At 72.7% G+C, this 22,021-nt stretch carries 22 protein-coding genes; 14 read left to right on the top strand and 8 right to left on the bottom strand.

Annotated elements, in window-relative coordinates; genetic code table 11:
* Nucleotides 1–55: 55 nt before the first annotated feature.
* The 10 genes from DEI82_RS15620 to DEI82_RS15575 are packed head-to-tail and all read left to right on the top strand — an operon-like array spanning nucleotide 56 to nucleotide 10,475.
* Nucleotides 56–1,015, top strand: coding sequence for an ABC transporter permease (locus DEI82_RS15620; RefSeq protein ID WP_111027858.1), 960 nt, complete (start codon nucleotides 56–58; stop codon nucleotides 1,013–1,015).
* Nucleotides 1,012–1,896: an ABC transporter permease gene (locus tag DEI82_RS15615; protein WP_111011507.1), complete on the top strand. Its 885-nt coding sequence runs from the start codon at nucleotides 1,012–1,014 to the stop codon at nucleotides 1,894–1,896. The genes DEI82_RS15620 and DEI82_RS15615 overlap by 4 nt, the downstream gene beginning before the upstream one ends.
* A 1-nt stretch (nucleotide 1,897) precedes the next feature.
* A complete protein-coding gene (locus DEI82_RS15610) occupies nucleotides 1,898–2,953 on the top strand; it encodes an ABC transporter ATP-binding protein (RefSeq protein ID WP_111014195.1) in 1,056 nt (351 codons plus the stop codon).
* Nucleotides 2,950–4,230, top strand: a complete 1,281-nt coding sequence (locus DEI82_RS15605; RefSeq protein ID WP_111037547.1) for an ABC transporter ATP-binding protein — start codon at nucleotides 2,950–2,952, stop codon at nucleotides 4,228–4,230. Before DEI82_RS15610 ends, DEI82_RS15605 begins: the two co-directional genes overlap by 4 nt.
* Nucleotides 4,227–5,066 (top strand): M55 family metallopeptidase, encoded by an 840-nt coding sequence (locus DEI82_RS15600; protein ID WP_111027856.1) that lies wholly within the window; start codon nucleotides 4,227–4,229, stop codon nucleotides 5,064–5,066. The genes DEI82_RS15605 and DEI82_RS15600 overlap by 4 nt, the downstream gene beginning before the upstream one ends.
* A complete protein-coding gene (locus DEI82_RS15595) occupies nucleotides 5,063–6,043 on the top strand; it encodes an isoaspartyl peptidase/L-asparaginase family protein (protein WP_111037546.1) in 981 nt (326 codons plus the stop codon). The genes DEI82_RS15600 and DEI82_RS15595 overlap by 4 nt, the downstream gene beginning before the upstream one ends.
* Before the next feature lie 36 nt (nucleotides 6,044–6,079).
* The gene (locus DEI82_RS15590; RefSeq protein WP_111011638.1) at nucleotides 6,080–6,997 is read left to right on the top strand and encodes a MurR/RpiR family transcriptional regulator; all 918 of its coding nucleotides are present in this window, start codon (nucleotides 6,080–6,082) and stop codon (nucleotides 6,995–6,997) included.
* Nucleotides 6,994–7,809 carry an SDR family NAD(P)-dependent oxidoreductase gene (locus DEI82_RS15585; RefSeq protein WP_111027854.1) on the top strand — a complete coding sequence of 272 codons (816 nt, stop codon included), beginning with the start codon at nucleotides 6,994–6,996 and terminating at the stop codon, nucleotides 7,807–7,809. The genes DEI82_RS15590 and DEI82_RS15585 overlap by 4 nt, the downstream gene beginning before the upstream one ends.
* Nucleotides 7,810–7,833: 24 nt before the next feature.
* Entirely contained in the window at nucleotides 7,834–9,531 is a 1,698-nt protein-coding gene (locus DEI82_RS15580) for a DUF885 family protein (RefSeq protein ID WP_111037545.1), read from the top strand.
* Nucleotides 9,528–10,475 carry a ketopantoate reductase family protein gene (locus DEI82_RS15575; protein ID WP_111012905.1) on the top strand — a complete coding sequence of 316 codons (948 nt, stop codon included), beginning with the start codon at nucleotides 9,528–9,530 and terminating at the stop codon, nucleotides 10,473–10,475. Before DEI82_RS15580 ends, DEI82_RS15575 begins: the two co-directional genes overlap by 4 nt.
* Before the next feature lie 148 nt (nucleotides 10,476–10,623).
* Here the strand turns inward: DEI82_RS15575 and DEI82_RS15570 are convergent, their stop codons facing one another.
* Nucleotides 10,624–11,523 (bottom strand): NAD(P)-dependent oxidoreductase, encoded by a 900-nt coding sequence (locus DEI82_RS15570; protein WP_111037544.1) that lies wholly within the window; start codon nucleotides 11,521–11,523, stop codon nucleotides 10,624–10,626.
* Nucleotides 11,524–11,715: 192 nt separating this feature from the next.
* Entirely contained in the window at nucleotides 11,716–12,489 is a 774-nt protein-coding gene (locus DEI82_RS15565) for an SGNH/GDSL hydrolase family protein (protein WP_258372111.1), read from the bottom strand.
* Between the two features lie 48 nt (nucleotides 12,490–12,537).
* Between DEI82_RS15565 and DEI82_RS15560 the strand changes: the two genes are divergently transcribed.
* Together DEI82_RS15560 and DEI82_RS15555 are read left to right on the top strand one after the other, a co-directional pair.
* On the top strand, nucleotides 12,538–13,098 hold the full coding sequence (locus tag DEI82_RS15560) for a hypothetical protein (RefSeq protein WP_258372110.1): 561 nt from the start codon (nucleotides 12,538–12,540) through the stop codon (nucleotides 13,096–13,098).
* Nucleotides 13,099–13,329: 231 nt separating this feature from the next.
* The gene (locus DEI82_RS15555; RefSeq protein ID WP_111037541.1) at nucleotides 13,330–14,019 is read left to right on the top strand and encodes a hypothetical protein; all 690 of its coding nucleotides are present in this window, start codon (nucleotides 13,330–13,332) and stop codon (nucleotides 14,017–14,019) included.
* Between the two features lie 50 nt (nucleotides 14,020–14,069).
* Here DEI82_RS15555 and DEI82_RS16330 read toward each other — a convergent pair whose 3' ends face one another.
* Nucleotides 14,070–14,237 carry a hypothetical protein gene (locus tag DEI82_RS16330; protein WP_181435254.1) on the bottom strand — a complete coding sequence of 56 codons (168 nt, stop codon included), beginning with the start codon at nucleotides 14,235–14,237 and terminating at the stop codon, nucleotides 14,070–14,072.
* 236 nt (nucleotides 14,238–14,473) lie between these two features.
* On the opposite strand from DEI82_RS16330, the gene DEI82_RS15550 reads away from it, so the two are divergent.
* Both DEI82_RS15550 and DEI82_RS15545 read left to right on the top strand, forming a co-directional pair.
* Nucleotides 14,474–16,366, top strand: a complete 1,893-nt coding sequence (locus DEI82_RS15550) for a family 43 glycosylhydrolase (protein WP_111037540.1) — start codon at nucleotides 14,474–14,476, stop codon at nucleotides 16,364–16,366.
* Between the two features lie 133 nt (nucleotides 16,367–16,499).
* Nucleotides 16,500–17,483: an NADP-dependent oxidoreductase gene (locus DEI82_RS15545; protein WP_258372109.1), complete on the top strand. Its 984-nt coding sequence runs from the start codon at nucleotides 16,500–16,502 to the stop codon at nucleotides 17,481–17,483.
* A gap of 29 nt (nucleotides 17,484–17,512) precedes the next feature.
* Here the strand turns inward: DEI82_RS15545 and DEI82_RS15540 are convergent, their stop codons facing one another.
* Genes DEI82_RS15540 through DEI82_RS15520 form a run of 5 tightly spaced genes read right to left on the bottom strand, consistent with a single transcriptional unit; the run spans nucleotide 17,513 to nucleotide 21,983 of the window.
* A complete protein-coding gene (locus tag DEI82_RS15540; RefSeq protein ID WP_111012911.1) occupies nucleotides 17,513–18,589 on the bottom strand; it encodes an electron transfer flavoprotein subunit alpha/FixB family protein in 1,077 nt (358 codons plus the stop codon).
* Nucleotides 18,586–19,344, bottom strand: coding sequence for a hypothetical protein (locus DEI82_RS15535; protein WP_111037539.1), 759 nt, complete (start codon nucleotides 19,342–19,344; stop codon nucleotides 18,586–18,588). Before DEI82_RS15535 ends, DEI82_RS15540 begins: the two co-directional genes overlap by 4 nt.
* Entirely contained in the window at nucleotides 19,341–20,150 is an 810-nt protein-coding gene (locus DEI82_RS15530) for an amino acid ABC transporter ATP-binding protein (RefSeq protein ID WP_309146655.1), read from the bottom strand. Before DEI82_RS15530 ends, DEI82_RS15535 begins: the two co-directional genes overlap by 4 nt.
* The gene (locus DEI82_RS15525; protein ID WP_111037538.1) at nucleotides 20,147–21,052 is read right to left on the bottom strand and encodes an amino acid ABC transporter permease; all 906 of its coding nucleotides are present in this window, start codon (nucleotides 21,050–21,052) and stop codon (nucleotides 20,147–20,149) included. Before DEI82_RS15525 ends, DEI82_RS15530 begins: the two co-directional genes overlap by 4 nt.
* A gap of 22 nt (nucleotides 21,053–21,074) precedes the next feature.
* Complete coding sequence (locus tag DEI82_RS15520; protein ID WP_111012914.1) at nucleotides 21,075–21,983, bottom strand: ABC transporter substrate-binding protein; 909 nt, start codon at nucleotides 21,981–21,983, stop codon at nucleotides 21,075–21,077.
* Nucleotides 21,984–22,021 lie beyond the last annotated feature (38 nt).

Here is a 22,021-nt window from a genome sequence, read left to right as displayed (position 1 = left end):
CTCGGAGATGTGTATAAGAGACAGATCCACACCCGCCCCCTGCGGAAGGCACCCCATGCTCCACCGCCTGCGCTTCATCCCCGGACGCCTCATCCAGGCGATCCCGGTCGCGTTCGGCGTGACGATCATCGTCTTCTTCCTGTCGCACCTCCTGCCCGGGAACGCCGCACTCGCGCTCCTCGGCGAGCGCGCGACGAAGGCGAGCGTCGCCGCCCTGACCCAGCAGCTCGGCCTCGACCAGCCGCTGTGGAAGCAGTACTTCCTGTTCCTCGGGCAGATCCTGCACGGGAACCTCGGCACGAGCCTCACCTACCAGCTCCCCGTCACGCAGCTCGTCATGCAGGCCGTGCCCGTGACGCTCTCGCTGCTCGGCCTCGCACTCCTCATGGCGCTCGCGATCAGCATCCCGCTCGCGTCGTTGGCGGCCTCGCGGCCCAACGGCGGCCGTGACCTCGCCGCCCGCGCGGTCACCCTGCTCGGGCAGGGCATGCCGCAGTTCTGGGTCGGCATCATGCTCATCCTGCTGCTCGCGGTCGACGTCAAGGCGTTCCCGGTCGGTGGCTACGGCAACGGCGCCGGCGGTCACCTGTACTCCCTGTTCCTCCCCGCGCTGACGCTCGCGATCGCGATGTCGCCGACGATCATCCGGAGCCTCCGCTCGTCGATGATCGGCGTGCTCGAGTCGGAGTACGTCGGCACCGCCAAGTCGAAGGGCGCGTACGGGGTCCCGCTCTTCCGCGACCACGTGATCCGCAACGCGGCGATCCCGACGGTGTCGATCATCGGCGTCAACCTCGGGTACCTCGTCGGCGGATCGCTCGTCATCGAGAAGGTGTTCGCGCTCCCCGGCCTCGGGTCGCTCATGGTGAACGCGATCTTCGCCCGTGACTTCCCGACGATCCAGGGCGTCACGCTCTTCGTCGCCATCTTCGTCGTCGTGGTCGGGATCCTGACCGACGTCGTCTACACGATGCTCGACCCGCGGGTCGACCTGGCCGGAGGGAACGCCGCATGACCACCCCCACGGCGACGTTGGTCGGCTTCAAGAACCGGCGCCGCGCCTCCCGGACACGCTCGCTCAAGGCCTGGTACCGGAACGGCTCGCTCATGGCGGGCATCGTCATCGTCGGGCTGCTCGTGGTGGTGGCGGTCGCCGCGCCCGTCATCGCGCCCTACGACCCCGTCAAGCAGCACCTGGAGGCGGCGCTCGAGTCACCGAGTTCGGCGCACTGGCTCGGGACCGACAAGTACGGCCGCGACGTCCTGTCCCGCCTCATCTGGGGCGCGCGGGTCGACCTGCGGGTCGGGTTCCTCGCGGTGCTCATCCCGTTCGTCGTCGGCAGCGTCGTCGGCGCGATCGCCGGGTACGTGGGCGGCATCGTCGACACGATCCTCATGCGCATCGTCGACGTGTTCTTCGCGTTCCCCTTCTACGTCATGGTCATCGTGCTGGTGTTCGTCCTCGGGGCGGGCGAGGCGAGCATCTACCTGGCGATCGCCGCCGTGTCGTGGGTGTCCTACGCCAAGATCGTCCGCGGCGAGGTCCTGGTGGCCAAGCAGCAGGACTACGTCGTCGCGGCCCGACTCGGGGGCATGTCCCACGTGCGGCTGCTCGTCCGGCACATCGCCCCGAACGTCATGACGCAGGCGATCATCTACGCGATGAGCGACATCGTCATGGACATCATGGCGATCGTCACGCTCGGGTACCTCGGCCTCGGCATCGAACCGCCGACCGCCGAGTGGGGCTCGATGATCGTCGACGGCCAGGAGTTCATCACGACCCAGTGGCAGCAGACGACGATCCCCGGGCTCGTCGTGGTCGTCACGAGCCTCGGCCTGTCCTGGCTCGGCGACGGCATCAGCGACCTGCTCAGCCCGGACCGGAGGCGCTGACATGGAGGGACGACACGACATGCCGACGACGGCCACGACCGCGGCGACGAACGCGAGCACCACGACGACCGCACCGCTGCTCGAGGTCGAGGGCCTCACCATCGGTATCCGACGCCGGGGGCGCCCCGACGTCCGGATCGTCGAGGACCTGGGGTTCAGCATCGCCGAGGGCGAGCGGTTCGGGATCGTCGGCGAGTCCGGCTCGGGCAAGTCCCTGACGCTCCGGGCGATCGCGGGGCTGCTGCCGAAGGGCGTCACGGTCCTCTCGGGTGCGATCCGCTACCGCGGGCGGGACCTCGCGGGCCTCGGCGCGAAGGAACGCCGCCGCCTCATGGGCCCCGAGATCGCCATGGTGTTCCAGGAGCCGATGACCGCGCTCAACCCGGTGCTCCGCGTGGGCGACCAGATCGCCGAGGGGCCGCGTCGGTACCTCGGGCTCTCGCGCGCCGCAGCCCACGACCTGGCCGTCGAGATGATGCGCCGGACGGGCATCCCGGATCCCGAGCGCCGCGCCGCGGCCTACCCGCACGAGCTGTCGGGCGGGCTCCGGCAGCGCGTCATGATCGCGATGGCGCTGTCGTGCTCACCGAAGCTCGTGCTCTGCGACGAGCCGACCACCGCGCTCGACGTGACGGTCCAGCACCAGGTGCTCCAGCTGCTCGAGGAGCTCTGCGACGCCACGGGTGCCGCGCTCGCGTTCGTCACGCACGACCTCGCCGTCGTCAACCAGACGTGCAGCCGGGTCGCGGTGATGTACGCCGGCCACCGGGTGGAGACGGGCCCGGTCAAGGCCGTGTTCGCCGACCCGCGGCACCCGTACACGAAGGGTCTGCTCGACTCGGCGCCGGACTTCGACGACCCCGACCGAGCACTCGTGCCGATCCCCGGGTTCCCGCCGAACCTGGCCGCCCGGCCGTCCGGCTGCCCGTTCGCGCCGCGCTGCCCGTTCGTCGTCGAGGCGTGCACGACCGCCATGCCGCCGCAGGAGGACGTCGGGCCCGGCCGCACCGCCGCCTGCATCCGCACGCACGAGGTGTTCGAGGGAGTCCCCGCATGACCACGATCGCACCCACGGTGCCCGACACCGGCGCCGTCCTCAGCGCCACGGGCGTCACGAAGCGGTACGCCCTGCCCGTGACCGTCGTCGACCGCGTCCGACGCACCGAGCGTCCGGCGCTCAAGGCCCTCGACGGCATCGACCTCGACCTCCGGCGCGGCGAGGTCCTCGCGCTCGTCGGCGAGTCCGGATCGGGCAAGTCGACGCTCGCCAAGATCCTCGTCGGCAGCGTCACCGCGACGACGGGTCGGGTCGACGCCGACGGTGCCGCGCTGCCGGTCCACCGCGACCGCGAGGCCTCACGCCGCATCCAGATGGTGTTCCAGGACCCGTACTCGTCGCTCAACCCCCGGATGAGCGTCGGCTCGATGCTCCGCGAGCTCCTGCTCCTGCACCGCATCGTGCCGCGGAACGAGGTGCGGGCCGAGAGCATCCGGGTCCTCGGGCTCGTCGGCCTGGACGAGGACGCGCTCGACGCCTACCCGAGCCAGTTCTCGGGCGGCCAGCGGCAGCGCATCGCGATCGCCCGCGCCATCGCCGTGCGGCCGGACGTGCTCATCGCCGACGAGCCGGTGTCAGCGCTCGACGTGTCGGTGCAGGCGACGATCCTCGAACTGTTCGCCCGCCTCCAGCGCGAGCTCGGCCTGAGCATCCTGTTCGTCGCCCACAACCTCGCGGTCGTGCAGCACCTGAGCCAGCGCGTCGCGGTCATGTACCTCGGCCGCATCGTCGAGGTCGCCGACACCGCCGAGCTGTTCCGGAACCCCCGGCACCCGTACACGCGGGCGCTCATCGACTCGATCCCGCGCATGGGCACCGAGGACGCCATGAGCCGCCTCGCGCTGCAGGGCGACCCGCCCAGCCCGTTCGACGTCCCGAGCGGCTGCCGGTTCCACCCCCGCTGCCCGTACGCGGTCGACGCCTGCCGCACCGTCGACCCCGCGCTCGAGCCGGTGCCGGTCGTCATCGGCGCACGTCCGACGTCCGCCGGCGGCCTGCCGGGAGGCGACGGAACGTCCGCCGCGCACGTCGCCGCCTGCATCCGGTCGGCCGAGCTCGGCGACGTCGACCCGCTCCGCGAACCGGCGATCGAACTCGACGACCCCGCACTCACGGAACCCGAGGTCCTGCTCGATCCCGACGCGCTCGTCGAGGGCGATCCCGTCGACCGCCCCCAGACCGCCACCCCGGCCCACCCCACCCAGCACCACACCGCACCGCACCACCCGGCCGAGCCCCACCAGCCGACCGCGCCCCATGAAGGAAGGCCCGCATGAAGATCTGGATCTCGTACGACATGGAGGGCGTCGCCGGCATCGTCGACTGGGACCAGTGCCGTCCCGGCGCGCCCGGGTACGCCCTGGGATGCGACCTGCTGCTGGCCGAGGTGAACGCCGCGATCGAGGGCGCGGTCGCCGGCGGCGCCACCGAGGTGCTCCTCAACGACTCGCACAGCCGCATGGCGAACCTCGACCCGCGGGCGATCGCGCAGCCCGAGGTGGTCCGGATGATCACGGGCCGCCACAAGCCGATGTACATGGTGCAGGGGCTCGATGCCTCGGTCGACGCGGCGTTCCTCGTCGGCTACCACGGCAGCATCTCCGGCGCGCCGTCCACGCTGTCCCACACGTACAACCCCGAGGTGTTCACCGGGGCCCGGGTGAACGGCGCCTGGGTCGGCGAGAGCGGCATCAACGCCCTCGTCGCGGCGCACCACGACGTCCCGATCGCGCTCGTCACCGGCGACGAGGTCACCTGGACCGAGACGGAGCCGTTCGCTCCCGACGCCGAGCACGTCGTCACGAAGACGTCGATCACCCGCGCGAGCGCCGACGCCCTGCACCCCGCCGTGTCGTGCGCACGGATCCGGGCTGCCGCGACCGCGGCCGTCGCGAAGGTGACCGCGGGCGGCATGCGCGCCCCGGACCTCCCGGCCGACACGACGCTGGAGCTCGACGTGCTGACGTCCGACATGGCGGACGTCGCCACCTGGGTCGGCGGCGTCGACCGGGTGTCCGAGCGCACCATCGCGATCAGCGGCGGCGACCTGCTGTCGGTGTTCACGCGCTTCGTCGCCGTCAACTACATCACCCGGCAGGCGGGCGGCCGATGACCGGGGCTGCAGCCGAGCAGGCGGGCCGTCGCGACGAGGAGGCCATCGCGCGCCCGCAGGGCACCCGGATCTGGGACATCGCGCCGACGCGCGGCTGGTCCCTCGCCCTGCACGGCGGCGCGGGCGGTCGGATCGCGGAACTCGCCGACGAGGACCGGCAGCGGTTCGAGGCCGGGCTCGCGGCCGCGTACGCGGCCGGGTCGGCGGTCCTGGGCGCCGGTGGTCCCGCGCTCGACGCCGTGTGTGCGGCCGTCGAGCAGCTCGAGGACGATCCCCTGTTCAACGCCGGACGCGGGGCAGCGCTCACCGCCGAGGGCGAGGCACAGCTCGACGCGTCCGTCATGGACGGCGCGACCGGCCTGGCGGGCGCGGTCGCGGCCTCCCGGCACGCACGGAATCCGGTGCTGCTCGCCCGCGCCGTCATGGAGCGGTCCGCGCACCTGTTCATCGTCGACCCCTCCGAGGACCTCGTCGCCGGCTGGGGGCTCGAGACGGCCGCGCAGGAGTACTTCATCACCGAGGCGCGCCAGCAGCAGCTCGCCCGGATCCTCGCCGACCGGCTCGTCGCACCGCGGCACGGCACGGTCGGTGCGGTCGCCCGGGACACCTCGGGCACGGTCGCCGCGGCGACCTCGACCGGAGGCATGTCGGCACAGGAGGACGGCCGCGTCGGCGACTCGCCCGTCATCGGCGCCGGCACCTACGCGCGGAACGGCCAGGCCGCGGTGTCCTGCACCGGCGAGGGTGAGGCGTTCATCCGCGGAGTCGTGTCCCACGACATCGTCGCCCGCATGCGCTACGGCGGGGCCAGCCTGCCCGACGCGGTCCGTGCCACGATCGACGAGGAACTCACCGCGCGCCACGCCAGCGGCGGCCTCGTGTCCGTCGACGCGGACGGCCGGGTCGTCGTGGCGCACAACTCGCCGACGATGTTCGCGGCGTTCCACGACGGCGATCGGCTCGTGCTCCGCACCTGAGGCCGTCGGCCCGGGACCGGACACACCAGGAGGGACATGCCGATCAACGACGAGATCTTCGCCCGGATGGACGAACTCAGCCCCGCCGAGAAGAAGGTGGCGCGCACCCTGCTCGCCGCGTGGCCGAGTGCGGGACTCGACAGCGCGGCGAGCCTCGCGCGCTCCGCCGGCACGAGCACGCCGACGGTGCTCCGGCTCGTCGCGCGGCTCGGGTTCGGCACGTACCCCGCGTTCCAGGCGAAGCTCCGCGACGAGGTCGCCCACCACATGGGCAGCCCCGTCCAGCGCACCCAGGAGGGCATCGCCCACGACGGCGGCAGCGGGACCTTCGCCCGGGCCATCGCCGAGCGGGTCGGGCTCATCGAGGCGCTCCGGACGTGCGTGCCGCCGAGCGAGTTCGACCGCGCCGTCGCCGTGCTCGGGGAGCGGCCGAAGCACGTGGCCGTCATCGGGGGGTACTTCAGCCGCTACTTCGGCATGGTGTTCGCCGCGCAGCTCGACCAGATCCTGCCCGACGTCGCGTTCCTCGCCGAGCCGCTCGGGCACGACGTCGGGCGCTTCCTGCGGCTGCGCCGGGGTGCGGTCGTCGTCGTCATCGACTTCCGACGCCACGAACTCGCCGCGCAGGAGGCCGCCGCCGCCGCGAAGGAGCAGGGCGCCACGGTCGTCGTCATCACCGACACCACGCTGTCCCCGGCGGCCGAGAGCGCCGACGTCGTGCTGCCGGTCACGGTGGACGGGATCCCGTTCGACTCGATGGCACCGCTGCTCGTGCTCATCGAGGCGCTCGTCGAGGGCGTGCTCCGCGCGAGCGGTCGCCGCGGCCTCGCACGCATGAAGGAGTGGGAGGACTCGGTCCGGATCTCCCGCGCACACCGAGGGGAGCCGACGACCGGCCCCCGGGCCGTCGGCGCCGGCAACCTCGGCGCCATCGAACTCGAGGAGGAACGATGAGCGACGAGTTGTCCACCACGACCGGACAGTGGCCCCTGGCCGCCTCGGCGCGTACCGCCGCGCGGAGGCCGGACGGCACGCCCGCCCCGGCGCCGGAGCCCGTGCCGTCGGCCACGGGACCGCTCGCCGGCCAGGTGGCCGTGGTCACCGGGACCGCGCAGGGCATCGGACGGCGCACGGCTGACGACCTCGAGGCCGCCGGCGCCGTCGTCCACCGGCTCGACCGCGACGACCTCGACCTCGCCGACAGCGCCGCGGTCGACGCCTGGTTCGCCGCGCTCGACCGCTGCGACGTGCTCGTCAACGTCGCGGGCGGCGTCGTGGGCCAGACCCACACACCCATCGAGGACCTCACCGACGCCGCCTGGGACGCCGTCTGGGCGGCGAACGTCCTGACCGCCCGCAACTGCACCCGCGCCGCCGCCCGCCTCATGAAGCCCGCCGGCTACGGGCGGATCGTCATCGTGTCGTCCGGTGCCGGCCGCAGCGTGAGCCTCACCGGCATCCAGGCGTACACGACGTCGAAGGCCGCGCAGATCGGGTTCACCCGACAGATGGCGCACGAGCTCGGCCCGCACGGCATCACCGTCAACTGCATCGCGCCCGGGTTCGTCCTGTCGAACCCGACGACCCAGGCGCAGTGGGACTCCTACGGCCCCGACGGGCAGCGCGCCCTCGTCGAGCGGATCGCGGTCCGCCGCACCGGCACCCCCGAGGACATCGCCCGCGGGGTCGCGTTCTTCGTCGCACCCGACGCCGGATGGGTCAGCGGCCAGACGCTGTCCATCGACGGCGGACATCAGCTCTTCTGAGCCACCCGTTCCCGAGAGGACAGCATGACCACCACCCCACCGGACACCGACGTCCACGCGCAGCTCGCCGACCTCGGCGAACGGTACTTCGCCACCGAGCACACCTACGACCCCTACAACGCGACCCTCCTCGGCATCGCGGAGTTCGACCACCTGCCCGGTGACCCGAGCGAGGACGCGAGCGAGCGTGCCGCCGCGGACCTGGCGGCGATCGCGGAGGCCGCCGCGGGCCTCCCGGTCGACCGGCTCGACGACGCGGGCCGGGTCGACCACGGCGTGCTCACCGCACTCGTCCGTGGTGCGCAGCAGGACGCCGAGCACAGCCTGTGGGCGGCGAACGCGAGCGCCAAGGGGTACGTCAGTCGGCAGGGCCTCGTGTTCCAGGCCGTCCCCGCGATGACCGTCGCCGACCAGGCCGCTGCGGACCGGTACCTGGCCCGGATCGGCGGCCTCGGCGGGACCTTCGCCGCGCTCGCCGACCGGTACCTGCTCGAGGCGTCGCGCGGGCGCGTGCCCACCGCCATGGGCGTGCGCCACTCGATCGAGCAGCTCGAGGGCTACCTCGCGCTCCCGCTCGACGACGACGCCCTGCTCACCGCCGTGCGCGGGACGCCGTGGTTCGACGCCGCCCGGGCACTCGTCGACGAGCGGGTGCGCCCCGCGATGTCGGCGCTCGCCGAACGGCTCCGGGTCGAGCTGCATCCGCTCGCGCGGCCGGACGACCGCGTCGGGATCTCGACGATCCCCGGCGGGGCCGAGGGCTACGCCGCAGCGGTCGCCCGGCACACGACGACCGCCCTGACGCCGGACGAGATCCACCGGATCGGCCTCGACGAACTCGAGCTGCTCGGGGAACAGTGGGCGACGATCGGACAGCGCGCGCTCGGGCTCACCGAGCCGGTCGAGATCGCCGCGCGACTGCGCACGGACCCGGCGCTGCGGTTCCGGACCACGGACGAGATCATGGGGTACGCGCAGGCCGCGCTCGACCGGGCGGAGGCCGCGCGCCCCGCGGCCTTCCCCACGTACGACATCACCGCGTGCACCCTCGAGCCGATCAACCCGATCGACGCGGGCAGCAGCGCCCTCGGCTACTACCGGCCCCCGGCGGTCGACGGCAGCCGCCCCGGCGCCTTCTGCCTGCTCGCCGACGAGCCCGAGCAGCGCTACCGGTACGAGTACGAGGCCCTGACGTTCCACGAGTCGGTGCCCGGCCATCACATGCAGCTCGCGATGGCGCAGCAGCTCGACGTGCCCCGCTACCGCCGGTACCTCGACGTCGAGGCGTGCAGCTTCAACGAGGGATGGGGCCTGTACTCCGAGGAGCTCGCCGACGAACTCGGGCTGTACTCGGACGACGTCGCCCGCCTCGGGATGCTCTCGATGCGCGCGCTCCGGGCCTGCCGACTCGTCGTCGACACGGGCATCCACCACCTCGGGTGGTCCCGGGAGCAGGCCGTGCAGTTCATGCTCGCGAACACCGCCGCCACCGAGGAGCACGTCCGCAGCGAGGTCGACCGCTACATCGCCTGGCCCGGGCAGGCCCTGGCCTACATGATCGGACGCCGCGAGATCCTCCGGCTCCGGGCAGCCGCGCAGGGTGCGCTCGGGGACCGGTTCGACCTGATCGGGTTCCACGACACGGTGCTCGGGAACGGCGCGGTGCCGCTCACCGTGCTCGGCGGAGTCGTCACGCAGTGGCAGGAGAGGACAGCAGCATGAAGGTCACCATCATCGGCGCCGGCGCGATCGGCGGCACCATCGGGGCTCGGATGCACCGCGCCGGACACGACGTCCTGCTCTGCGACGCGGATGCGGCACACGTCGCCGCGATCAACGACGACGGCCTGCACATCGAGGGGCCGGTCGAGGAGTTCACCGCGCACGTTCCGGCCGTCACGCCCGACGACCTGCCCGACACGATCGAGCACGCGATCGTCGCGGTGAAGAGCCTGCACACGGCGTCCGCCGCGGCGCTCCTGGAGGGACGGCTCGCCTCCGACGGGTTCGTCCTGACGGTGCAGAACGGCCTGACCGCCGACACCCTGCAGGCCGCCGTCGGCGCGGACCGGGTCGTGTCGAGCTTCGTCAACTTCGGTGCCGACTACCTCGGCCCGGGCCGCATCCTGCAGGGCAACGTCGCGACGTTCCGGATCGGCGAGATCGGCGGCGGACCGATCACGCCACGGGTCGGCCTGCTCGCGGACAGCCTGCCGTACGCACTGCCGACCGAGAACGTGCTCGGTTACCTGTGGGGCAAGGAGGCCTACGGCGCGATGCTCTGGGCCGGCGCGGTGTCCGACCTGACGATCGCGGACTCCCTGTCGCTGCCGCCGTACCGGGCGCTCATGACGGCCGTGGCGCAGGAGGCCATCGACCAGGCTCCCGTCCCCGTCGAGTCGTTCGACGGCTTCGTGCCCGACGACCTCGACGGGTCGCTCGACCGGCTCGCCGCGTTCAACCGCAAGAGCGCCAAGGCCCGCAGCGGCATCTACCGCGACCTCATGGTGCGCAAGCGCAAGACCGAGGTCGACGAGGTGCACAAGGACATCCAGGGGCCGGTGTTCGACCGGATCGTCGCGATGATCCACGACATCGAGGAGGGCCGCCGCACGTGCGAGGTCGCGAACCTGGAGGAGTTGGCGGAGTTCGCGGCCTCCCGCTGACCACGGCGGGATCGAACCGCTCTCGTCCGTTCGCACCGCGCGCTCCGGGTGTTCCACCGGAAGCGCGCGGTGTGACCGCGGACGAGCACGCGGCCCTGCCGCAGCGCGCGCGGTGCCGTCTCCGCTCAGACGGAACCGCTGAGGGAGGTCAGGGTCGCGACGTCGGCATTGCTCGCGCGTGCCCCTGCTCGTCGAGGTGGTCGCGCCACGAGCGCTTCGGGCTCCAACCGAGGAGCCGCCGCGCCTTCTCGATCGAGATCCCCGACGCGTCGACGCGGTCGAGTTCGCGGAGCTCGATCGCGTCGCCGTGGTGCTCGCGCACGACGGCGGCGAAGTCGTGCCCCCCGGCGTTGTCGGCCGCAGCGATGTAGAACACCTCGTGCCCGGGCAGGTCGGACTCGGCCGCGAGCACCAGGGCGTCGGCCAGGTCCTCGGCGTCGATGTAGCTGCCGAAGTTCGCGCTCGTCCGGGACGGCTCGCGCACCTGCGGACCGAGGTTCGACTCGTAGTTGTCCTCGTTGTGGACGGTGCTCGGCCGGATCGAGATCGCACGGATGTCGGAACGACGCACCGCGGCGTCCATGAGCTGCTCGCCGAACGCCTTCGACAGCGCGTACGGGTCCTGCGGGTACTGCGGGTGGTCCTCGTCGACCGGCAGGTAGTCGGGCAGGAACGGTCGTTCCGGGAAGAAGTTCCCGACGATGCTCTCGCTCGACACGTTGACGAACCGGCGGACGCCGAACTGCACCGCGGCCTCGATCAGGTTGAACGTCGACATCAGGTTCGTCTGGAACACCACGTGCGGCGGGTTGCCGGTGGGCTGCGGGATCGCGGCGACGTGCACGACGACGTCCGCACCGGCGACCACGGCGTACGCGGAGCCCGCGTCGGTGAGGTCGGCCTGCACGTACCGTCCGGGGACGACGACCCCGGCGTCGAACACCGGGCGGACGAGGTCGACGCCGAGCACCTCGTGCCCCGCGTCGACGAACGCCTGGACGGTGGGGCGTCCGACCTTGCCCCGGGAACCAGTGACGACGACGTTCATGGTGTGTTCCTCCTGCGCGGGCGGCCCGCGGTCCGTCCGACCGGGAGGGCCGGAACCAGTCCGAACGTACGCGGTGCGTGGCCGCTGGCGCAGGCCTCCCCTTCCGCGAGATCGCACTCGTTGCCGTTCTGGGCGCCTCCACAACGGCGACGAGTGCGATCTGGAGCGACCGCCCGGCGCAGCCGTGCTCCGTCACGGCGTGCGGGAGCTCCAGGGGAGGTCCACCGGCTGGAGGGTCGCCCGCTTGGGCTCCCGGCCGTCGCCCGACGAGCGGCCGGTGAGACGGCGGCCGATCCAGGGCAGCACGTGTTCGCGCCAGTAGGCGGCGCGCGACTGCCGGACCACCTCCGGTGGGAGCTCCTCCGGGAACGGCGGGAGGGGAACCTCCAGTGCGGCCAGCACGTTGCCCGCCACCCGCCGGTGCCCGAGGGCGTTGAGGTGCAGTTTGTCCGGTGACCAGTAGCGCGGCTCCATCAGTTCCTCGTCCGACCAGTTGTCCACCACGGTCACGTGGTCCTTGCTGGCCCACTGCCGGATCGCGCTCGCGAACTGGTTGCCGCGCCCCTCGACGAGGCGCCCGGCCGGCAGGTTCCGCGTCATGTTCGCCACCGTGACGAACACGACCTCGGTGCCGGAGGCCACCGCACGGTCGATCGCGGCCTCGAGCCGGGCGGTGACCGCAGCAACCGAGACGCGGGCGCGGATGAGGTCGTTGTTCCCGCCGCTGATGCTCAGCAGGTCGGGACGGAGTGCGATGGCCGGCTCGAGCTGCTCGTCGAGCAGGGGTGCGAGCAGCCGGCCGCGGATGGCGAGGTTGGCGTACGTGACCGGGCCAGCCGCCGCCGCCGCGATCCCCTGGGCGACGAGGTCCGCCCACCCGCGAGGAGTGCCGTCCGGCCGTTCGTCACCCATCCCCTCGGCGAAACTGTCACCGATGGCCGCGTAGCTGCTCAACGATCTCTGCACGGGTCGATCCTGCTCCTGCGGTGACGCGCCCGTCCGTAAGCTGCCGCCATGACCGCCCCGGGCTCGACCGCGCGACGGGTCCCTCCGCGGGTCCTGCTGCTCAACGGCACGGTCGGCGCGGGCAAGACGACCACGGCCGACGCGATCGGCGCACTGCTCCGCGAGCGGGGTCTGCCGCATGCGGTGGTGGATCTCGACGCCCTCCGTCGCGTGTGGCCCGCACCGCCCGACGACCGGTTCAACGGAGCGCTCCTCGCGCGGAACCTCGCGGCGGTGGCGCGGAACGCGTGGGACGCCGGTGCCGAGCGGCTCGTGCTCGCGGGCGTCGCGGAGACCGTGGAGGACCGGAGCGCGCTCGAGGAGGCCGTCGCCGAGACGATCGTCACCTGTCGGCTGGTGGTGACGGCCGGCGAACTCCGACGGCGACTGCTCGTGCGGCACGCGCCCGGAGCGGAGCGCGACTGGCACCTCGACCGCGCGGAGGAGCTCGACGCGGTCCTCGACGGTGCTGACGTCCACGATCACGTGGTGTCGGTCGACGGCGACGACCCCGGGAGGGTCGCCACCGAGGTGCTCGATGCGGTCGGGTGGGGGCCTCCAGTGCGCTGAGCGTCGGGCAGCCCATCCGCTCGCAGGGTCGTCGTCGCGGTCAGATGCCCAGGACGAGCCGGATGCCCGCCGCGACATGCGTCATCAAGTAGCGCTGCAACGCGCTCGAAGTGTTCGAACTCGCTGTCCGGAACCGAGATCGCGGTCTTCATGGGGTGAGTACAACCGGTCATACCGGTCTCGCCCATGCGGCCCGCACGTCACGTCAGTGAACAGGCCAGGATCGTGTGCATGGCCGACGCTCCGTTCCGCACCGGGTGGGTGATCGTCCGCGCGAGGTACCCCGAGCTCGTGAGCGTCGAGGTCCGCCGACGGCGCACGATCATCGCCGGCAACGTGGCCACGGCGGTCGGGACGGCAGCCTCGCTGACCGAGATCGTCTGGCACTGGGCGACGACGCCGGCCCCGCTGGTGGTCGTCGGCCTGGTGCTCATCGCGGCCGCGTTCGGTTCGGGCGCCGCCGCGTTCCACCGCCTGTCGCTCGCGTCGCCACCGCTCTGGGCGTTCATCCCATCGGGCAACTGGCGCCGCCAGGAACGTATCGCCCGACAGTTCGCCCCGCGGCCACCGGCGATGGCCCCGGAGGACCGCGACCTGGTGATCGCCGCCGCTGAGCGTGCGCGCGACGGGCTCGTCCTGAGCGCTGCCCGCACACTGTGGCTCCCGGCCGCATGGGCACTCGTGTGGCTCGGCGTGGCCGCCGTTGGTCTCGAGGGGCGGTTCGCCTTCTCCTTGTTCACACCGCTCGGTCTCGGGCTGCTCCAGTCCTCGACGTTCATCGCCGCGGTGACCGGACTCGGCCGCATGGAGCTCGCCCGACGCCGCGCCGAGGCCCTGCCGCCGCTGCCGGAGGTCGCACCACCGCGTCGGCCCACCGGTCGTGGTCCGAGCGGATCGAAGCTGTCGCTCCCCGCCGAGTGACCGTCCCGCTCCGCGCGACGTGACCGTCCCGGCCCCGCCGATGCGCGCTCTCAGGCCGCGTTCCGCCGCCGCATCGGGGATCCGTTGCGGAAGAAGTCCTCGTACCGGACGGTGTCCTCGGTCGTACCGGTGGGCCGTCGCGGCGGAACGGCCGCCGCCTTGCGGAAGAAGCGGATCTGGGCGGGTGCCACACCGGGTTGCATCTCGTATCGGCTCATGTCGTTCCTCGGGTCCCTGGCCGATGCGGCGCTGACGCCCTGTCGTCAGCTGACGCCGCATTCGTGCGAGTGATGCTCAAACAATAGGGGCGATCCTGGCCCGCGAACAGGGGTGGACACCATGCGGTTTCCGTGCAAGTCCTGCGTCCAACGTCTCGCGCCGAGACGGTGGACGGCGAGCGGGGTCGTGGGTAGCGTGAACGCCACCACTCCTCAACGACGAGAGAGAAGCAACCGTGCGCCGAATCCTGGCGACCGTGATCGCGGCCGCAACGCTCATCGGGGCCCCGGCCCTGTCCCTCCCGGCCATGGCGGCACCGGCCGCGGCCCCACCGCGGACCGCCGCCGTCCCCTCGCATCGCGGCCCGACGACGCCCGCGAGCTACCAGAACCCGATGGCCCTGCGCCTCCCGGACGGCCAGACGGCCGCGAGCTGCGCCGACCCGACCGCCATCCACGGCGCCGGGCGTGACCGGAACTGGTACCTGTACTGCACGTCGGACGCGCTCACGGCGACCGAGACGAACGCAGATGGCTCGCTCGTACAGCACACCATCCCGACCTACCGCTCCACGGACCTGACGCACTGGACGTACGTCGGTGACGCGTTCACGACGAAGCCGGCCTGGGTCGGTGCGGCGAACGGGATCTGGGCCCCCGATGTCGTGTACCGCGCGGGCGCCCACGGGCGTCCCGGCACGTACTTCATGTACTACGCCGCGTCGGACACGCCGACCGCGACCGCGGCAACCGGCGGCGGGTCGGCCGTCGGCGTCGCGACGAGCACGAGCCCGACCGGACCGTGGACCGATTCAGGAGGCCCGGTGGTCGCCCCGCAGGAGGCCGCGAACGGTCAGGGGAAGCGCTGGGAGTTCGACCCCGAGGTGATCACCGCCAACGGCGCGACGTACCTGTACTTCGGCAGTTACTACGGCGGCGTCAACGTCCGGCAGCTCACGGCTGACGGCCTCCGGTCACTGCCCGCCACCGAACAGCCGATCGCGATCGACAACCGGTACGAGGGCACCTACATCACCCAGCACGACGGCTGGTGGTACTTCATGGGCTCCGCCACGAACTGCTGCAACGGTGCCCTCACCGGGTACGGCGTGTTCGTCGCGCGGTCCCGCAGTCCGCTCGGCCCGTTCCTCGACCAGGACGGCGTCTCGATCCTCAGCACCCGGGTTGGAGGCACGCCCCTCCTCGCGCAGAACGGCAACCGCTGGGTGGGCACCGGGCACAACACGGTCGTCACGGACTTCGCCGGGCAGGACTGGATCATCTACCACGCGGTCGACCAGAACGACCCGTACTACGCGGGCCAGCCGACGTACACGAAGCGACCGGCGCTCATCGACCCGCTCGACTGGGTGAACGGCTGGCCGACCGTCCGCGGGGGTGCCGGACCGTCCGATCAGCGTGAGCCCGGGCCCGTGGCGCAGCCGGGGGAGCGGCCCACCTACCGGCCGACCCTCGCACCGGTCACCGTGCCCGGCCGTCCCGTCCGGGCGGCCTCGACCGACTTCGCCGGGACGAGCCTCCCGTCGTCGCTCGCGTGGACGCGGCAGCCGGACCCGTCGACGTACTCGGTGAGCGGCGGTGCGTTCCGCTGGCAGACGCAGGCCGCGGACCTGCACCCGCCGGCGACGCCGCTCGCCTCGGTGCTCACGGAGCCCGCGCCGGCCGGTGACTACGTGCTCGAGACGAAGGTGTCGGTGGACACGCCCGCGACCGGCGATGGCGTGAACTACGCGCAGGGCGGTCTCATCGTGTACGGGGACGACGGCAACTACATCCGCCTCGTGTCCAACTCGATCTACGACACCCGGCAGACCGAGTTCGGCAAGGAGGTCACCCCGCAGCCGGCGGGCGCCCCGAACTACGGGAACATGGTGGTCGGTCCGGTCGGCGACTGGACGACGCTCCGGATCGTGCACCACACGGTCGAGGGGAAGAGCGCCTACACCGCGTACACGAGCGTCGACGGGCGCCACTTCGTCAAGGGCGGCACGTGGACGGCCGATCTCGGGGCGCACCCGCGGATCGGGCTCATCTCGCTCGGGGCCTCCGGGTTCACGAGCACGTTCGACTACCTGCACGTCAGCGGGGCGGTGACGCTCGGGCGCTGACCCCCCGCACCCGCACCCGCGACACTTGCGAGATCGCAGCTGTTGTCGTTCTGGCATCACCCAGAACGGCAACGACTGCGATCTCGCGGAGAAGCGGAGCAGCGGTGAGGGGGCGCGGGGTAGCGTCCCCCGCGTGACCGACTCCACGCCAGACAACCACACCCCCACCACCGCCCGCGACGCCGACCTGCCCACGACCATGCGGGCGGTGCGCTTCGACGCGTACGGCGACCGCTCGGTCCTCCGGGTCGACGAGGTCCCGGTGCCCGAGGTCACGGGTGACCGCGTCCTCGTTCGCGTGCGCGCCGCGGGCACGAACCCCGGCGAGGCAGCGATCCGGCAGGGCGCGATGGCGGAGCAGTTCCCGGCGACGTTCCCGTCCGGACAGGGCACCGACCTGGCGGGCGTGGTCGCGGCGATCGGCGAGGACGTCACGCAGTGGACCGTCGGGGACGAGGTCCTCGGGTGGTCGTGGGAGCGGTCGAGCCAGGCCGAGTTCGTCAGCGTCCCCGAGGGGCAGCTCGTCGCCAAGCCGCGGCGCCTGTCGTGGGAGATCGCGGGCGCGCTCGACGTCGCCGCGACGACCGCGTACGCCGCCGTGCGGGCCGTCGACCCCCGCCCGGGCGAGACCGTCGTCGTCTCGTCCGCGGCGGGTGGCGTCGGCGGCATCGTGACGCAGCTCCTCGTGGCGAAGGGCGTCGACGTCATCGCCGTTGCGTCCGAGGCGAACCACGAGTGGCTCCGCTCGGTCGGCGCGCGTCCGGTGGCGTACGGGGACGGGCTGGAGGACCGGGTGCGGCAGGCGGCCACGAACGGGATCGACGCGCTCATCGACACGCACGGGCCGGAGTACGTGCGGCTGGGCATCGCGCTCGGGGTCCCCGCGGCGCGCATCGAGACGATCATCGCGTACGAGGCCGCGGCCGAGGTCGGGGCGAAGACCGACGGGAGCGTCGACGCCGCGTCCCAGGAGGTCCTCGCCGAACTCGCGGGCCAGGCCGCCGACGGCACGATCACGGTGCCGATCGTCGCCACGTACCCGCTCGACGCGGTGCAGGACGCCTACGCGGAGCTCGAGCAGGGTCACGCGCGCGGCAAGATCGTGCTCGTGCCCTGACCGGTCATGCCCGGCGCACCGCCGGCGGATCACGCGCCGCTGAGCAGCCGGAGCACGGCGACCGCGTCCCCGACCACCGCGACGTCGGCGCCGCGCATGATCGGGGCGTCGGGGTCGCTGTTCACGGCGACGATCGTGCCCGCGTCCCGCACGCCCGCCAGGTGCTGGGGCGCGCCGGAGACCCCGAACGTCACGTAGACGTCCGGGCTGATCGTCGTGCCGGTCTGCCCGATGAGCCGGTCGAAGGGCACCCAGCCCGCCTCGACCGGTCCGCGCGCGGAACCGAAGACGGCGCCGACCGACTCCGTCCACCGGCGCAGGGCGTCCGCCTGCGCGGCGGATCCGAGCCCCCGGCCCGCGGCGACGACGACGCGGGCACGCGCGAGCGGGGCGCCGACGGCGTCCTCGTCGACGACGGACGCGACGCCCACGGCGGGCACCGCGGTCGGTGCCGCGGGGAGCCGGCGCACGATCGGTGCAGCGACCGCACGGAGCCCGTCGGTCGGGACGTCACGACCGGCCCGTCCGCCGCCGCCACCGTCTGCCCCGTCGTGCGCCGGGTCGGCATCGACCGGGAGGCCCGGCGCGGTCAGCAGGAGCACCGGACGCCCGGCGGTCGACCGGACGGCCGTGGTGCCGTCACCGGCGTCGACCACGACGACGACCCGGCCGTCCGTGCGACGGACCTGCTCGACGCCGGTCACCAGGGGAGCCCCGAGGCGGACGGCGAGACGCCCCTGGACCTCGCGACCCCAGGGGGTCGGCGCGGCCACGACGACGTCGGCGTGCCTGCCGGCGTCGGCACGTGTCGGTTCATCGGCAGGTGTCCGGCCGTCGGCAGGTGTGCGGGCGTCGTCGGGGTCCGGGCCGAGCAGCTGCGCGAGCGTGGCGGCGACCTGCGCCGCATCGGCTGGTGGCCCGGACGGGTCGGCCGTGAGCGCGGCGACCTCGGCGACCCCGGCGGCGGCGAGTGTCGCGAGCACGTCGGGGCCGGCGTGCGAGACGACCGCGAGCACGTCCCCGAGCTCGACGGCGAGCGCGAGCGCGCCGAGCGTGCCCTCGGGGACGCCGGCCTCCCCGGTCTCGAGGACGACGACCGTGCTCATGCGGGGACCGCGGCGACCGCGGGGGCGAGGCCGAGCGAGGCGAACAGCGCGAGGACGGCCGCCTCGTCGTGACCGGCGACCCGCCGACCGGCACGGCGCACGACCGGGCGGGGGACGCGCTCGACCTCGTGCCACGCGGGCACCGTGGGCCCGACGCCGAGGTCGTCCGCGTGCCACCGCTCCACGGGCGTCGTCGTGGCGCGCCGGAGATCCGCGGCTTCGAGCGGGCCGACCTCCGCGCCGTACTCGGCCACGCTGACGACCGCGGGCAGGGGCGCCGACACGAGGTGCGTCGCGGTGTCGGTGCGCTGACGGGCCGTGAGCGCCGTCCGTGCGGGGGTCGGGCCTCCCGGACGTGTGCTGCCGGTGGCGCTGATGCGGTCCGCGGCCGCGAGCAACGGCCATCCCAGGACCCCGGCGAGCATGGCGGCGAGGACGCCGCTGCGGGTGTCGGTGGCCTCGCGACCGAGCAGGACGACGTCGGGGCGGATCCGCGTGATGACGGCGGCCAGCCGGTGCGCGGCGGTCGCGAGGTCGCAGGCGCCATGCGGATCGAGGACGTGCACCGCGCGCCGGGCGCCGAGCGCGAGCGCTTCGCGCAGGGACGCGACGGACCGGTCGGGTCCGAGGGTCACCGCGGTGACGGGGGTGGGGCCGGCGAGGGCGACCGCAGCGGCGACCGCGAAGGGGTCCACCCCGCTCATCGCCGTCCCGCCGGGTGCGTCGATGTCCTTGACGAGGACGAGGACGTTCACGCGGCGTCCTCGCGGAGCACGCGCGCCAGGAACGTCCGGGTCGACTCGTGAGCGGGCGCGACGAGCACCTCGGACGGGGAACCCTGCTCGACGATGCGGCCACCGTCGAGGAACACGACCGAGTCGGCGACCTCGCGGGCGAATCCGATCTCGTGCGTGACGACGATCATCGTCATCCCGTCGGCCGCGAGGTCCTGCATGACCGACAGCACCTCGCCGACGAGCTCCGGGTCGAGTGCCGACGTCGGCTCGTCGAAGAGCATCACCGAGGGTTCCATCGCGAGCGCGCGGGCGATCGCGACGCGCTGCTGCTGGCCACCGGACAGTTGCCGCGGGTAGTGGTCGGCGCGGGCGGCCAGGCCGACCCGGTCGAGCAGGGCGCGTCCGCGCTCGGCGGCGTCGGCGGCGGACCGTCCGAGCACGCCGACCTGGGCCTCCACGACGTTCTCGAGCGCGGTCATGTGACCGAAGAGGTTGAAGCGCTGGAACACCATGCCGATGGCACGCCGCTGCCGAGCGAGGTCGCGGTGCCCGAGCGGGTGGAGCTTGCCGCCGCGCTCGCGGTAGCCGATGCGCTCGCCGCCGACGAACACCTCGCCGTCCTCGAACGTCTCGAGCTGGTTGATGCACCGCAGCAGGGTGGACTTGCCCGAGCCCGACCGGCCGAGCAGGCAGCAGACGCTGCCGGTGTCCACCTCGAGGTCGACGGACCGGAGGACCTCGTCGTGCCCGAACCGCTTGCTCAGGCCCCGGATCTCGACCATGGGAGCGGTCGCGGTCGCCCGCGGGGTCATGGTGTCGGTCATACGGCTGACCCGCCCTTCGGTGCGAGGACCGCCCGGCGGCTGACGCGGGCGCTGAACGAACGGCCGTAGTGCCGCTCGAGGAAGTACTGCCCGACGCTGAGGACGGACGTCACGACGAGGTACCAGATCGACGCGGTGAGGAGCAGCGGGATGGTCTGGTAGTTGTCCGAGTAGATGAGCTGCGCCGAGTAGAGGAGCTCGGGGAACGCCAGGACGGACACCATCGACGAGGACTTGAGCAGCCCGATGAGCTCGTTCGCGGTGGGCGGGATGAGCACCGGCATGGCCTGCGGCATGATGATCCGGACGAGGGCCCGGCTGGGGTTCATGCCGAGCGCTGCCGCCGCCTCGCGCTGCCCGGGGTCGACCGACCGGAGTCCGGCGCGGACGATCTCGGCCATGTACGCGCCCTCGTTGAGGCCGAGCCCGAGGATCGCGGCGATGAACGGCGTGACGACGTCGTTCGCCGAGAAGTGGGCGAACGCGGGGCCGAACGGGATGCCGACCGTGATCACCGGGTACAGCGCCGAGATCGAGCCCCAGAACAGCAGCTGGACGAACACGGGCGTGCCGCGGAACAACCAGACGTAGAACCACGCCACCGCCGCCACGACGGGGTTGCTCGACATGCGCATGACGCCCACCACGCCCCCGAGCACGACCCCGATGAGCATGGACACGGCGGTCAGTTCGAGGGTCCGCAGGAGTCCCAGCAGGATCCGCGGCGAGTGGAACCACGTGAACGCGACGCCCCACTCGTAGCGGGGGTTGGTGACGAGCGAGTGCGCCACGACGGCGGCGACGAACAGCAGGATCACGGCCGCCGTCCACCGGCCGTAGTGACGGCGTCGGGCAATGGGTGGGCGCTGCGCGCTGGTGCGTGTGGGCGTGGTGGTCGCCATGGTGTCCTCTCGTCCGCCGGCCCTAGGAGAGCGGCTGGCCGTTCACGAGCGGGGCGTCGATCGCAGCCTCGCTCATGCCCCACTTCTTCAGGATGCGGGCGTACGTCCCGTCGTCCATGATCTTCTGGAACGCCTTCGCGAGCGGCTTCGCGAGACCGCTGCCCTTCTTGACCGCGATCCCGTGGTAGACCGCGCCGTAGGGCTCGCCCGCGAGCTCGAACGCGCCCTTGCTCTTCCGGACCTGCCAGGCGGCGACGGGGGTGTCGGCGATGGAGACGTCGGCGCGGCCGGACTTCACGGCCAGGTTGGCGGCGCTCTGGTCCGGGAACACTTGCACGGACACCGATCCCTTGCCCTGCGCGGTGCACTGCTTCGCGGCCGTCTGGGCGTCGGTCTGCTCCGAGGTGCCCTTCTGCACCGCGACGGAGTGGCCGCACAGCTCGGCGGTCGTCGTGGGCTTGTCCTTCGTGCTGGTCAACCCGAAGATCGACGCGCCGTCCTTGCTGTAGTCGACGAAGTCGACGACCTTCCGCCGCTCGTCGGTGTCGTTGATCCAGGACATCCCGACGTCGTACTTGCCGCCGGCGAGGCCGGGGATGATCGAGTCGAACGAGGCGTTGACCTCCTTGACCTGGATGCCGAGCTCCTTGCCGAGCGCGTCGGCGAGGGCGTAGTCGACACCGGTCAGCGTCGTGCCGTCCGCCTCGTAGTAGCCGATGGGCGGGTACGACGCGTCGCCGGCGACCGTGATCGAGCCCTTCTGCGTGACGGCGGCGGGGAGCTCGCCGGTGAGCTTCGTGCTCGTGACGGCGTCCGACGACGAGCTCGAGGTGCCGCAGCCGGCGAGGAGCACGGAGGCAGCCGTGGCGGCCACGAGGACCGAGGCGATGCGGGCGGGACCGAGACGCGGGGCGCGGGGTGTGCGGGGCATTGCTGGACCTCCTGGTCGGGTGCGGGCGGTGCGGGGGC

The sequence above is a fragment of the Curtobacterium sp. MCBD17_019 genome (assembly GCF_003234555.1).
GTDB lineage: Bacteria > Actinomycetota > Actinomycetes > Actinomycetales > Microbacteriaceae > Curtobacterium.
This window is presented reverse-complemented; position numbering and strand designations above follow the sequence as displayed.